This window comes from Bradyrhizobium sp. 61 (assembly GCF_023073075.1).
Taxonomy (GTDB): domain Bacteria; phylum Pseudomonadota; class Alphaproteobacteria; order Rhizobiales; family Xanthobacteraceae; genus Bradyrhizobium; species Bradyrhizobium barranii.
Map to the genome: position 1 here is coordinate 179,413 of NZ_JADPIU010000050.1, position 12,780 is coordinate 192,192.

The 12,780-nt window shown below is 63.5% G+C and carries 12 protein-coding genes and 1 pseudogene; 10 read left to right on the top strand and 3 right to left on the bottom strand.

Features of this window, described 5'->3' with window-relative positions; all coding sequences use genetic code 11:
* Window positions 1-96: 96 nt before the first annotated feature.
* Window positions 97-552, bottom strand: coding sequence for a carboxymuconolactone decarboxylase family protein (locus tag IVB46_RS14900; RefSeq protein ID WP_208089258.1), 456 nt, complete (start codon window positions 550-552; stop codon window positions 97-99).
* A gap of 99 nt (window positions 553-651) precedes the next feature.
* Here IVB46_RS14900 and IVB46_RS14905 point away from each other — a divergent pair, with 99 nt between their 5' ends.
* The 7 genes from IVB46_RS14905 (at window position 652) to IVB46_RS14935 (ending at window position 7,165) form a co-directional block, all read left to right on the top strand.
* Window positions 652-1,521 (top strand): sigma-70 family RNA polymerase sigma factor, encoded by an 870-nt coding sequence (locus IVB46_RS14905; protein ID WP_247343040.1) that lies wholly within the window; start codon window positions 652-654, stop codon window positions 1,519-1,521.
* Window positions 1,522-1,605: 84 nt separating this feature from the next.
* Entirely contained in the window at window positions 1,606-2,862 is a 1,257-nt protein-coding gene (locus IVB46_RS14910) for a M20/M25/M40 family metallo-hydrolase (protein ID WP_247315855.1), read from the top strand.
* A gap of 184 nt (window positions 2,863-3,046) precedes the next feature.
* A complete protein-coding gene (locus IVB46_RS14915) occupies window positions 3,047-3,724 on the top strand; it encodes a GntR family transcriptional regulator (RefSeq protein ID WP_166348938.1) in 678 nt (225 codons plus the stop codon).
* A gap of 106 nt (window positions 3,725-3,830) precedes the next feature.
* Entirely contained in the window at window positions 3,831-4,631 is an 801-nt protein-coding gene (locus tag IVB46_RS14920; protein WP_071909359.1) for a phytanoyl-CoA dioxygenase family protein, read from the top strand.
* Between the two features lie 142 nt (window positions 4,632-4,773).
* Complete coding sequence (locus IVB46_RS14925; RefSeq protein WP_247315857.1) at window positions 4,774-6,081, top strand: Gfo/Idh/MocA family oxidoreductase; 1,308 nt, start codon at window positions 4,774-4,776, stop codon at window positions 6,079-6,081.
* 355 nt (window positions 6,082-6,436) lie between these two features.
* Entirely contained in the window at window positions 6,437-6,712 is a 276-nt protein-coding gene (locus IVB46_RS14930; RefSeq protein WP_247315860.1) for a hypothetical protein, read from the top strand.
* 75 nt (window positions 6,713-6,787) lie between these two features.
* The gene (locus IVB46_RS14935; RefSeq protein WP_247315863.1) at window positions 6,788-7,165 is read left to right on the top strand and encodes a hypothetical protein; all 378 of its coding nucleotides are present in this window, start codon (window positions 6,788-6,790) and stop codon (window positions 7,163-7,165) included.
* A gap of 204 nt (window positions 7,166-7,369) precedes the next feature.
* On the opposite strand, the gene IVB46_RS14940 is transcribed toward IVB46_RS14935, so the two are convergent.
* On the bottom strand, window positions 7,370-8,455 hold the full coding sequence (locus tag IVB46_RS14940) for an SDR family oxidoreductase (protein ID WP_247315865.1): 1,086 nt from the start codon (window positions 8,453-8,455) through the stop codon (window positions 7,370-7,372).
* A 291-nt stretch (window positions 8,456-8,746) separates the two neighbouring features.
* On the opposite strand from IVB46_RS14940, the gene dctP reads away from it, so the two are divergent.
* The gene (gene dctP / locus IVB46_RS14945) at window positions 8,747-9,838 is read left to right on the top strand and encodes a TRAP transporter substrate-binding protein DctP (RefSeq protein WP_063986726.1); all 1,092 of its coding nucleotides are present in this window, start codon (window positions 8,747-8,749) and stop codon (window positions 9,836-9,838) included.
* 330 nt (window positions 9,839-10,168) lie between these two features.
* Complete coding sequence (locus IVB46_RS14950) at window positions 10,169-11,260, top strand: ABC transporter substrate-binding protein (protein WP_071909355.1); 1,092 nt, start codon at window positions 10,169-10,171, stop codon at window positions 11,258-11,260.
* 281 nt (window positions 11,261-11,541) lie between these two features.
* On the opposite strand, the gene IVB46_RS14955 is transcribed toward IVB46_RS14950, so the two are convergent.
* Entirely contained in the window at window positions 11,542-12,129 is a 588-nt protein-coding gene (locus IVB46_RS14955) for a hypothetical protein (protein ID WP_166348920.1), read from the bottom strand.
* Window positions 12,130-12,452: 323 nt separating this feature from the next.
* Between IVB46_RS14955 and IVB46_RS14960 the strand changes: the two are divergent.
* A pseudogene (locus IVB46_RS14960) lies at window positions 12,453-12,780 on the top strand (hypothetical protein); the annotation flags it as partial.

Here is a 12,780-nt window from a genome sequence, read left to right on the forward strand (position 1 = left end):
CTGCAAATGTGTCTGCGGAGAAATACCCCTCACCCAAGTGAGTTCGTGTCTCCCAGCGGCGCTGCCCTCTCCCGCAAGGGGAGAGGGCACAGAAACTCACACCTTCCACACGCCGACCGGCATCTTGATCGTCGCATTCAGCCGGTTCCAGACGTTGATGGTCGCGATCGAGAGGATCAGGGTTGCGAGCTCGCGCTCGTCAAAATGCTTGGCGGCCTCGTTCCAGATCGCATCCGGCACCGGGTCCTCGCGATCGGCAAGGCGCGTGACGGCTTCGGTCAGCGCCAGCGCGGCGCGTTCGGCGTCGCTGAAATAGGGCGCATCGCGCCAGGCCGAGACGGCGAACAGGCGCTCGTCGGTCTCGCCAGCCTTGCGGGCGATCTTCGGATGCATGTCGACACAGACACTGCAACCATTGATCTGGCTGGCGCGCAGGTGCACCAGTTCGAGGAGTTTTTCCGGCAGGCCCTGCTTGGTCAAATTGCCAAGGGACTGAAGGACATTCATGGCCTCCGGCAGGACCATGACCGGGTGGTTCATGCGGGCGTGCATCATCTTGCGTCTCCGTTTGAAAATTTCGACGGTTCCGGTCACATCGGCCGGATTGGCTTCGTCATGGGCATGACGGATTGCGATGAGGGAATGTGACCGATGACCCAGAAAAACTTCGAAGAAAATTTTCTCAGCCGCCAGTTCGAGGCCAGCAGGGACCATTTGCGCGCGGTCGCCTACCGGATGCTGGGTTCCAGCGCCGAGGTCGACGACGCCGTGCAGGAGGCCTGGCTGCGGGTCAGCCGTTACGACACGTCCGATGTCGCGAACCTGCGCGGCTGGCTGACCACCGTGGTCGCGCGCATCTGCCTCGACATGCTGCGCGCGCGCAAATCGCGCCGCGAGGCCCCGATGGGCCCGCATGTGCCCGAGCCGATCGACGAGACGCGGGAGCGCGAGGCGGAGATGGCCGATTCCGTCGGCGCGGCCCTTCTCGTCGTGCTCGAGACATTGCAGCCGGCGGAGCGACTGGCCTTCGTGCTGCACGACATGTTCGCAGTCCCCTTCGAGGAGATCGCGCCGATCGTCGGACGCTCGGTCGACGCCTCGCGGCAGCTGGCGAGCCGCGCGCGGCGGCGCGTCCAGGGTGCGCCGGTGCCCGAGGCGGACATCTCGCACCAGCGCGCGATCGTCGATGCTTTCCTCAGGGCTTCGCGCGAGGGCAATTTCGAGGGCCTGCTGGCCCTGCTCGATCCCGACGTCGTGTTCCGTGCCGACCAGGCTGCGGTGCGGCTCGGCACGCTGCCGGAGATCCGCGGCGCGGATGCGGTCGCACAGCTCTACAAGGGCCGCGCGCAGGCCGCACGGACGGCGCTGGTCGATGGCGAGATCGGCGTCGCCGTCATTTTCGGCGGACGTCTGCGCATCGCGCTGCGCGTGACGTTCAACGGCGACCGGATCGCGGGGATCGAGGCGGTGGCCGATGCGGACCAGATCGCGGCGATGGAGGTGGAGGTGCTGGAGCGCTAGCGGAACGTGGCATCCGGACAGCCCGGATGTTACGCTGAAGTCCAATCGCGCGCGGTGCGCTCAAGACGCGAAAGGACGATTTCCATGACAGCCCGCTTCATTCCCCTGCTCGCTTTGTCCCTGCTCGGCCTCGCCGCCGGCAGCACCACCGCGCTTGCGGCCGCTGACGAGAAGCTGAAAGCCGCGGCCGAGCAGGAGAAGGCGCCGCTGATCGAGACCCTGCACGACATGGTGATGATCGAGAGCGGCAGCGGCGATGCCGAGGGCCTGAAGAAGATGGCCGAATTCACCGAAGCGCGCCTGAAGGCGCTGGGCGCCACCATCGAGCGGCGCAAGACCACCGCGGGTACGGGCGCCGACATGGTGATCGCCACCTTCCAGGGCACCGGGTCGCGCAAGCTGATGCTGATCGCGCATATGGACACGGTCTATCAGCGCGGCATCCTCGCAAGCGAGCCGTACCGTGTCGATGGCAACCGCATCTACGGCCCCGGCATCGCCGACGACAAGGGCGGCATCGCCGTGGTCCTGCATGCGCTCAAGATCCTGAAGGACGCCGGCTGGCAGGACTACGCCAGGCTCACCGTGTCCTTCAATCCGGATGAAGAGGTCGGCTCGATCGGGTCGGGCGAGATCATCGCCGAGCTCGCCGACCAGCACGACGTCGTGCTCTCCTGCGAACCGACGGTGGCTGCGCCGATCGCCAAGAATGACGGGCTGCTGCTGGGCGCGAGCGGCACTGCGACAGCGAAGATGGAGGTGAAGGGCCGCGCCTCGCATGCCGGCGCCGCGCCCGATCTCGGCCGCAATGCGCTGATCGAGCTCGCGCACCAGTTGCAGCAGACGAAGGACGTCGCCAAGTCGATCCCGGGCACCCAGCTCAACTGGACCACGGCGCAGGCCGGCACGGTGCGCAACCAGATTCCGGAAAAGGCCGAGGCCGGCGCCGACATCCGCCTCACCATCCCCGATGGCATCGCCAAATTGCAGGCGGCGCTCGACGCGAAGGTGAAGGAGAAGTTCGTGCCCGACACCGAAACCACGGTGACGATCACGGCGGGCCGCCCGCCCTTCGTCGCCAGCGATCGCGGCCGCGCGCTCGCGCAGGAGGGGCAGGCGATCTATGCCGAGATCGACCGCAAGCTCGACATAGCCGAGATGACCGGCGGCGCCACCGATGCCGGCTATGCCAACCGCAGCGGCAAGGCGGTCGTGGTCGAGAGCTTTGGCCTCGCCGGCTTCGGCTATCATGCGCGGGACGAATTCATCGACACCAACTCGATCGTGCCGCGGCTCTATCTGATGAGCCGGATACTGATCGAGCAGGGCAAGAAGAAGTAGGCGCCGGGGCCGGCCAAGCCATTTTGGCGAAAACAACCCCATGCACAGTAGACGGCCCTAGCGGTATCAATGGCTTAGCGAGGCCAAAACGGCGACTTGAGGTCCGCCTTGACGCCCTCCCCCTCCCGCAGTACCTTTCGAATACGGAATTCCGTATTCCCTTTTATGTCTCGGAGCTGCCGGCGTGATCCCTCTCGACCCGCTCCCGAACCTGATCGACCAGGTCTATGCGCGGATCCTGGAGGCGATCTCCGACCGCACGCTTCAACCCGGTCAACGCATCCGGCAGAACGAACTCGCCGACAAGCTCGGCGTGTCGCGCCAGCCGGTGTCGCATGCGCTGCATTTGTTGCACCGGCAGGGTCTCGTCGCCGAGAGCGGCCGTCGCGGCTTTGAAGTCACCCAGCTCGACCCCTCGCGCATCCGCCAGCTCTACGAGGTGCGCGGCGCCATCGACGCGCTGGCCGCCCGGCTCGCCGCTCAGCGCGCCGCAAGCGACGCGGCGGGACGTGCGCGGCTGGACGCAGCCCTCGCCGCCGGACGCCGCATCGATCGCAAGACGTCGCTCGCCGAGCTGATCGTACTCGACGTCGATTTTCACCGCGCGATCTATCAGCTCGCGGGCAATCCCGTGATCGAGGAGACGATCGCGCCGCAATGGCCGCATATGCGCCGCTCGATGGCGACGGTGCTCTCCGAGCTCGATTATCGCGGCAGCGCATGGGCCGAGCACGCGACGATTGCCGGACACATTCTCGCAGGCGATGCGAAAGCCGCCGAGCGCGCGGCGCTGGCCCATGCGCAGACGGCGGGGCGGATGACCGAGGAAAAATTGAGGGCGACGAACGAGGCGGCGGCGTAGCCATTTGCGCCGTCATTCCGGGATGGACCCGGAATCTCGCGATTCCGGGTTCGGTGCTCCGCACCGCCCCGGAATGACAACAATAAACAAAACAGGAGGACGACCCATGAAACTGTCTCAGGAGCAATTGGAGTTCTTCCATCGCGAGGGCTGGCTGTTCCTCCCCGAATTGTTCAGCCAGGAGGAAGTCGACTTCCTCGCGCGCGAGGCGGTCGGCATCTATGACGCCAACCGGCCCGAGGTCTGGCGCGAGAAGAGCGGTGCGCCGCGCACGGCCTTTGCCGCGCATCTCTACAACGAGGCATTCCGCATCCTGGGCGCGCATCCGCGCATGATCGACCCGGTCGAGCAATTGTTCGGCGAGCCGGTCTACATGCACCAGTTCAAGATCAACGCGAAATCGGCCTTCACCGGCGACGTCTGGCAATGGCACCAGGATTACGGCACCTGGAAGCGCGACGACGGCATGCCGGAGCCGCGCGCGATGAACATCGCGATCTTCCTCGACGAGGTGATGCCGATCAACGGCCCCCTGATGCTGGTGCCGCAGAGCCAGAATGCCGGCGATCTCCAGGCCTCGCATGACCTTGCGACGACCTCCTACCCGCTGTGGACGCTGGACGAAGAGACCGTGACGCGGCTGGTCAAGCAGGGCGGCATCGTCGCGCCCACCGGCAAGCCCGGCGGCATGCTGATGTTCCACGGCAATCTCGTGCATGGCTCGGCCGGCAATATCACGCCCTACCCGCGCAAGATCGTGTACCTGACGCTGAACGCGGTTTCGAACTACATCCGCACACCGACGCGGCCCGAGTACATCGCGCATCGCGATTTTGCGCCGATCAAGACGGTGGACGACGACGCGCTGGTGCGGCTCGCACGTGCGCCGCGGCAGGCGGCGGAGTAAGTTCTCACTGTCATTCCGGGGCGCGCCTTCTCGGGCGCGAGCCCGGAATCCATACTCCCGATCGTGGTTATGGATTCCGGGCTCGACGTTGCGCGTCGCCCCGGAATGACGAGATTTGATTGTTGCGCTCAGGACATCCCCCATGAACCTCTTCCGCCTCCTCCAGGCCCGCGCGTCCGCCGGCAAGCCTGTCCGTGTCGCGCTGATCGGCGCCGGCAAGTTCGGCTCGATGTTTCTGGCGCAGGTGCCGCACACGCCGGGGCTGGAAGTACCCATCATCGTCGACATCGACCGCGACCGTGCGCGCGAAGCCTGCCGCACCGTGGGCTGGGATGCGGAGCGCATCGCGGCCACTGTGTTTACCGACGACGGCGCACGCGCCATTGCCGGCGGCGCGATGGATGTTGTCGTTGAGGCGACCGGCAATCCGGCCGTCGGCATCAAGCACGCGCGCGCTGCGATTGCGGCGGGCAAGCATATCGTGATGGTCAATGTCGAGGCCGACGTGCTGGCAGGCCCCCTGCTTGCCGAGGAAGCGCGCAAGGCGGGCGTGGTCTATTCGCTCGCCTATGGCGACCAGCCGGCGCTGACGGCCGAGATGGTCGACTGGGCGCGCGCCACCGGTTTTCGCGTGGTCGCAGCCGGCAAGGGCACGAAGTATCTGCCGGCCTATCACGACGTGACGCCCGACGGCGTCTGGCAGCATTACGGCCTGACCGCGGGCGAAGCGCAGTCGGCCGGCATGAATCCGCAGATGTTCAACTCCTTCCTCGACGGCACCAAATCCGCGATCGAGATGGCCGCGATCGCCAATGCCTGCGGGCTCGACGTGCCCGCGAGCGGCTTGCTGTTTCCGCCCTGCGGCGTCGACGACCTGCCACACGTCATGCGTCCCAGCGACAAGGGCGGCGTGCTGGAGCGGTCGGGCGTGGTGGAGGTGGTGTCGTCACTTGAGCGCGACGGCCGGCCTGTGTTTCGCGATTTGCGGTGGGGCGTCTATGTCGTGCTGGAGGCGCCGAACGACTATTCCGCCGACTGCTTCAGGCAATACGGCCTGAAGACCGACGGCAGCGGACGCTTCGCGGCGATGTACAAGCCGTACCATCTTATCGGGCTCGAGCTGAACATCTCGATCCTGTCGGCGGCGCTGCGGGGCGAGCCGACCGGCCAGCCCTATGGCTTCCGCGGCGACGTTGCCGCCGTGGCCAAGCGCAATCTGCGCGCCGGCGAGATGCTGGACGGCGAAGGCGGCTACACCGTGTGGGGCAAGCTGGTGCCGGCGGCCGCGAGCCTGAAGGCAGGCGCCCTGCCGATCGGTCTCGCACATCGCCTGAAGCTGAAGCACGACGTCGCCCACGGCGAGATCGTGCGCTGGAGCGACGTCGAGTTCGACGCTAACAACGAGACGATCAAGACGCGAAAGGTAATGGAGACGGTATTCGCGAAATAGCGGCTAGAACTGCCCCGGTTGAGCGGGTGGACTGGGCCAATCCGATCGCAAATTGTTCGGATTATTCCTTGCGAACAAGTCCTGCCTTATAACGCCGCTCGGGCCCGCATCAATTGATGGTGGCATTCCGCGAACATCACGGGTTGGCGCGACTATGACGCCGGTCCGAACGCCACAATTGGCGGGAAAGCCAACGTGTCGGCAGTAAGTTGCAGCACTCGCGCCTGCATTGCTTCCAATTGAGAAGCCAATAACTAGCGACGCTGACAAGGCAATTGATCGCTTCATTCTTGCCTCCTGTAGCTGATCCACGGGAGAGAATTATAGATGAAGTGTAGCTATGCCAAAGCGGTGAATGTTGAACCATGAGTTCGGCTTCTCGATCAAAAGCCGGCATCGGCCGCAGCCCGCGCCATGTCCAACCGTATGCGGACTCATGATCGCAGCAGGTTGCGTCCTATTCGACCACGATGGCCTTGGCTTCGGCCTCCTCGAAATTCTTGCGATGGTCACAGCGATTGATAGCCCCGAGAAGCCAATGGCCGGGCCGAGCAGTGTCAGGATGGTCGCGAAGGATGACACCGGGATGCTCGTTCTGTTCGTGCTCGCCCAACGTGTCACGTCGATTTGATGTTTTGCGCGCAAAAAAAACGGGTACTGACACACGTGGCATCTTGCACCACGGTCCAACCGTAAGGAGCAATCCATGATAAATCTGAAAATTCTTGGTGCGGTCGTTGTTGTGGCATCTGCCCTGTCCAGCTCTGCTGCACAGGCGCAGTGGTACAACTCCAATCCGGACGCATGCCAAGCTGAATTCGCCAGCTGCACGGGTCTTGGAACGGGGACCACCCCCGACTATCGAGTTCGGCCATCAACTCGGCGAACGGCATATCGCCAGCCGGCAGCGGCGGACGCGACTGTCGGCAGCTGGGGCAATTCCTACGCCATGTCGCCCGGCATGTCGTACGGCGAGATGGGCTGGAACGGCAGCTGGAGTACGTATGCTGCCCGCAACGGCATCGTCTGCCGGCCCGGCACCTATTTCAAGGGTAGCGACGGCCTCCAGCATCTCTGCCAGTAGGTCATCTGCTCTGACGTTAAACAGCTCAGGCGGCCCCAAAGGGGCCGCCTGTTTTGTGCTGGCTTGTGGCTCTCGCCGAGAATTAGCATCCAGATCGGGCGGTGGGTGCACGACTGGGTGTACGAACGACCCCGATCTCCGGATCGAGGTCGCGTACCGTCACCAGTGCTTCGAACGGGCGGCGGGCCTTCGTAGTAACGATCTCTATGGAAGCAGCCGGCTATCTTTGGCTTGCTTGAACCACTTCCGGAACATGTCCTCGGTGTCCATCATCTCGGTGAAGCCGGCGCGGTTGATCTTCACGGTCGAGACGATCGAGGGCGGACCGGACTCGGTCTGGCCGTAGCGCATGCTGTAATCGGCGTATTGGAACGACAGGCCGACGAAGTCGGCGAGGTCCGGCGACACGAGGTCATGCTTGCGTCGCAACGCGTCCCAAGAAGAGACCCAATTGGGAAATTCCTTGGCGAGCGATAGCGGGATCGGCTTGCCGGGCTTCATCTCCAGCGCGTCGGCCACCGCGGGCCAGATGTTTTCCCAGGTGAAGACATCGCCATTGGTGACGTTGAAGGCTTCGTTCTGTGCCGCCTTGGCCTCGCCCGACCAGGCGATCGCGCGCGCGAGGAGATCGACGTCGACGGCCTGCGCCACCCGCGCGGCGCCGCCGGGAAAGTCGAGCGGCCTGCCCTGCTCGCGCAGCATCGCCGCATAGACGCCGAGCGGCGGGATCAGATCCATGGCGCCCCCCATGGCGAGGCCGACGATCAGAACGGGGCGCAAGATGCTCCAGTGCCAGGCTTTCCCGGCCTGGAGCTCGCGCAGGAAATTTTCCTGCGCCCAATAAAAGTTGGGCTGCTCGTACATCTCGGAGCGGCCTTCGCGCGCCGGCACCGTCAAGGGGCGGACGTGAACGCCATAGGCTTTGGTGCCTTGCAGCAAGGCGACATGCTTGAGGTCTGGCGCCATCGGCTCGAGCGCGGCCATCAAATTGCGCAACATCAGATCATTGGTCTTGATCTGCTGCGGATTGCGCCAACCATCGACGAGCTGTGGCGCCTCGTAGAGCGCGGCGTAGATCAAATGGGTGGCGCCCTGAAGCTCGGCCGCGGCACGGCGGCAATCGGCTTCGCTGGTAAGGTCGATCGGGACATGGCGGGCGCCGTAGAGGCCGCGCGGCTTGCGCCGCGACAGCGCGATGACCTCGCAAGGGCTGGATGTGCCGAAGTGTCGCAACGCGGCGCTACCGACGAGACCGGTTGCCCCAGCGACCACGACCTTTTTGCCCGTCATGCGCGAGCCTCCCTTGTTATTGCCTAATCGAGTAGCAGATCGCTGATGGTTCCGACTTGCGTCTGGCCCGCGTTCGCACTTGCGAGGAAGGCATCAGGCTTGATTATCGTAGGGCGTCCGGTCATCCTTGCTGACGGAACCGCAACGCTCGGCTTCCAGCAACAAGAGCCCATCAGGGCCATTCGGAAACGCTCAACAAATCTCAACAAGAGAACGTCGATCCTCGACGAAGACAAGACGACAGCAAGATCGTTCCCTGGTCGATGCATCAACGCAATGGAAGGGATGCGCATGAAACGTCGTGATTTTCTGAAGGTGACAGGCGTCGGCTTGGCCGCGAGCACAGCAGTGGCTGCGCCCGCGATCGCGCAGTCGTCGCCCGAGGTCAGGTGGCGCTACGCCACGAGCTGGCCGAAAGCCCTCGATACGCTCTATGGCGGCTGCGAATATTTCTGCAAGCAGGTCGCCGACATTACCGACAACAAATTCCAGATCCAGCCTTTTGCGGCGGGCGAGATCGTCCCGGGCCTGCAGGTGCTCGACGCCGTGTCGAACGGCACGGTCGAGATCGGCAATACCGCGCTTTATTACTATTGGGGCAAGAACCCCGCATTCACGTTCGCAACTGCCCTCCCGTTCGGCTTGAACACGCGCCAGCAGATTTCCTGGTTGCTGTGGGGCGGCGGACAGGATCTCGTCAACGACCTCCTGAAGGAGCACAACGTCTACGGCATCCCGACCGGATCGACCGGCGCGCAGATGGGCGGCTGGTTCAGGAAGGAGATCAAGACGGTCGACGACCTCAAGGGCCTGAAGATGCGTATCGGCGGCTTTGCCGGCACGATCCTCGCCAAGCTCGGCTGCGTGCCGCAGCAGCTCGCCGGCGGCGACATCTATCCGGCGCTGGAGAAGGGCACCATCGACGCGGCCGAGTGGGTCGGTCCCTATGACGACGAGAAGCTCGGCTTCGCCAAGGTCGCGAAGTACTACTACTATCCCGGCTGGTGGGAAGGCACGAGCCAGGGCCACAACATCATGAACATCGAGAAGTGGAACGCGCTGCCCAAGCACTATCAGGCGGCGATCGACGCGGCGTCACGCGACACCTTCACCTGGATCACCGGCAAGTACGATGCGGTGAATGCTCCGGCGCTGAAGCGGCTGATCGTGAACGGCGCGATCCTCAGGGGCTTCCCGCAGGAAGTGCTCGAGGCCTGCTACAACACCGCCAACGAGATCTATGCCGACCTGTCCAAGACCAATCCGCATTTCGGCAAGATGCATGCGAGCATGACCGCGTTCAAGAATGACTCGTTGCCTTGGACGCAGGTGGCCGAGCTGAGCTACGACAGCTTCATGGCGCGGATGCGGACCAAGACGTGAGGCGCTGAGCGGCTCACACGACTAAAGACGGAGAAGCCCCGGAGATGCTGCCATCTCCGGGGTTTTACGTGCTTTGGTTCTGGTTTCGGACCAAACCTGGTTGTCCCCATCGGCTTCGCAACTGCGAGCGTTCCGACGACGCTTGATTATCGCAAGGCGACCGGTCATCCTGATGGGCGGAACCGCAACGTACGGGATCCACAAAGAGCCCTAAAGGGCCGTCGGACACACTCACACCTTCACCAAAGACAAGTTCGGTTCTCGGCGAAGCAAAAGACGACACGAAGATCGTTCCCTTAGTCGAGCAATCGGCACAACGGAGGGATACGCATGAAACGTCGTGAATTTCTAAAAGTGACAGGCGCTGGCCTGGCGGCAAGCACAGCGGTTGCTGCGCCGGCCATCGCGCAATCTTCGCCGGAAGTGAGATGGCGGCTCGCCGCGAGCTGGCCCAAGGCGCTCGATACGCTGTATGGCGGCTGCGAATATTTCTGCAAGCGCGTGGCCGAGGCCACCGACAACAAATTCCAGATCCAGCCGTTCGCGTCCGGCGAGATCGTGCCGGGCCTGCAGGTGCTCGATGCCGTCTCGAACGGCACGGTCGAGATGGGCAACACGGCGCTGTATTATTACTGGGGCAAGAACCCCGCCTTCACGTTCGGCACCTCGCTGCCGTTCGGACTGAACACGCGGGCGCATATTTCCTGGCTGCTGTTCGGCGGCGGCACGGAAATGCTCAACGACCTGCTGAAGGAATACAACACGGTCGGCATTCCCACCGGCTCGACCGGCGCCCAGATGGGCGGCTGGTTCCGGAAGGAGATCAAGTCGATGGAGGATTTCAGGGGACTGAAATTCCGCGTCGGCGGCTTCGCCGGCACGATCATCGCCAAGGTCGGCGGCGTGCCGCAGCAGATCGCGGGCGGCGACATCTATCCGGCGCTGGAGAAGGGCACGATCGACGCCGCCGAATGGGTCGGGCCCTATGACGACGAGAAGCTCGGCTTCGTGAAGGTCGCGAAATACTACTACTATCCGGGCTGGTGGGAAGGCACCGGCCAGGGCCACAACGTCATAAATCGCGACAAGTGGAACGCGCTGCCGAAGCACTATCAGGCCGTGGTCGAGATGGCCTCGCGCGACACCTTCACCTGGGTCACCGGCAAATACGACTACGTCAATCCGCCGGCGCTGAAGCGTCTGCTGGTGGCCGGCGCGATCCTGAAGCCGTTCCCGCAGGAAGTGCTGGAGGCCTGCTACAACGCCGCCAACGAGATCTACGCCGATCTCAGCAAGACCAATCCGCACTTCAACAAGATGTACACGAGCCTGTCGGCGTTCAGGAACGAGTCGCTCGCCTGGATGCAGGTCGCCGAGCTCAGCTACGACAGCTTCATGATGCGGATGCGGACGCGGACGTGAGGCGTTAAGCTAAACGCAGCGCGACAAACGACGAAAGCCCCGGAGATGTCTCCGGGGCTTTTTGTTTCGGGATCAAGAGCGCGATAAGGCGAGAGCCTGAACCACACCAAAGGTGTCATCGCCGGCTTGACCGGGCGATCCAGTATTCCAGAGGCCCATATTGGAGAACACGCTCTCACCACCTCCGCCGCGGCGTACTGGATGCCCCGGTCAAGCCGGGGCATGACAGCTGTGGGTGTGGCGGGCGCTTTCTGTAATAGCGCTCAGTTCTGAAATAGCGCTTAGTTCTGATCGTCGCCCAGCGCGGCAACCAGCTTGTCGTAGTACTTGCCGACCAGATCGATGTTGGCCTTGTTCTCGACCTGCGGCGCCGGCGTCTTCAGCGCTTCGTTGAGCTCATCGAGCGCTTCCTTCTTGTCCTTGGCCGGCATCTTCTTGTCGGCCTGGACCTGCGCTATCTGCGCCTTGATGACGGCTTCCGTGCCGACATATTTCTTGGTCGCGGGATCGAAGCCGCCGAGCACGAGGCTGATGTTGTCGACGACGTTGTTGTAATCGTCATAGCCGGCAAAGCCGTTCTTCTTGGCGACGCCGTCGAGCTGGCCGATCACCTTCTGGTCGGGCGCGGTGTTCTCCGGCAGCTTTTCCGTAATCGCATCCATGTCCTTCTGCGCGGCGAGCACGCCGTCGAGCTGCTTGTCGGTCAGCGCGATCTGCTTGAGGCTGGGCGCCTGCGCGGGCGCGGCCTGCGGCGCCGGCGCTGCCTGCTTGGCCTGCGCGAACGCGGTGCCGGAGGAGGCGAGCGATGCGGCGGACAGAAGGCACGCGACGCCGAACGCGGTGAGGGCGGGACGAAGCAATGCTGGCATGGGAGTCTCCTCCTGAAGGGGATGGTTGGTGTTGTCAGCGGAAGGTCTTGGCGATCGAAGGTCTCGACGACGGAAAAACTAGGGAGCCTGGAATGAACTGCGCATGAACTCCGCTTGCGTCTGCTAAGGGCCGATCATGGCTGAATGATCACAACCCTGTGGTGGGTCCCGCGATCACCAAACATTGTTCTGCCTGCAATCCATCTGCTTGCCGACCTCTCGAGGCGCCTGCCATTTGCGGCGCGCCGGCATTCAGCCTGGTGTCAGGAATCACCTGAAATCACGGCCTGCGACTGATCATTGTGCCGGCAGAAAATGCGCTGATGACGAAGGTGCACGAGAGCGCGCGCAGCGTTGAGAGCGGCGAAGATCTGCTGTCGGTCTACGAAGGGAAGACGCACCGCACGAAGCCATGTCTTCTGCTCGCGCCGCGGGACCTCCACGTTCCATCGCCAGCGCGACGCCGGATCGTTTCGGCGTCAGCGTGTTCTGTCTTGAGGATGAGGCTCGGCGCCACTGTTACCGAAGACGACCGCACAAACAAAAACGCCGCCTCCGTTTCCGGAAGCGGCGTTTTGTATTCGAACATCGAAAGAGGAAGATTTCTTGTCCTTGGCAGGCCTGGCAGCGACCTACTCTCCCAGGGCTTAA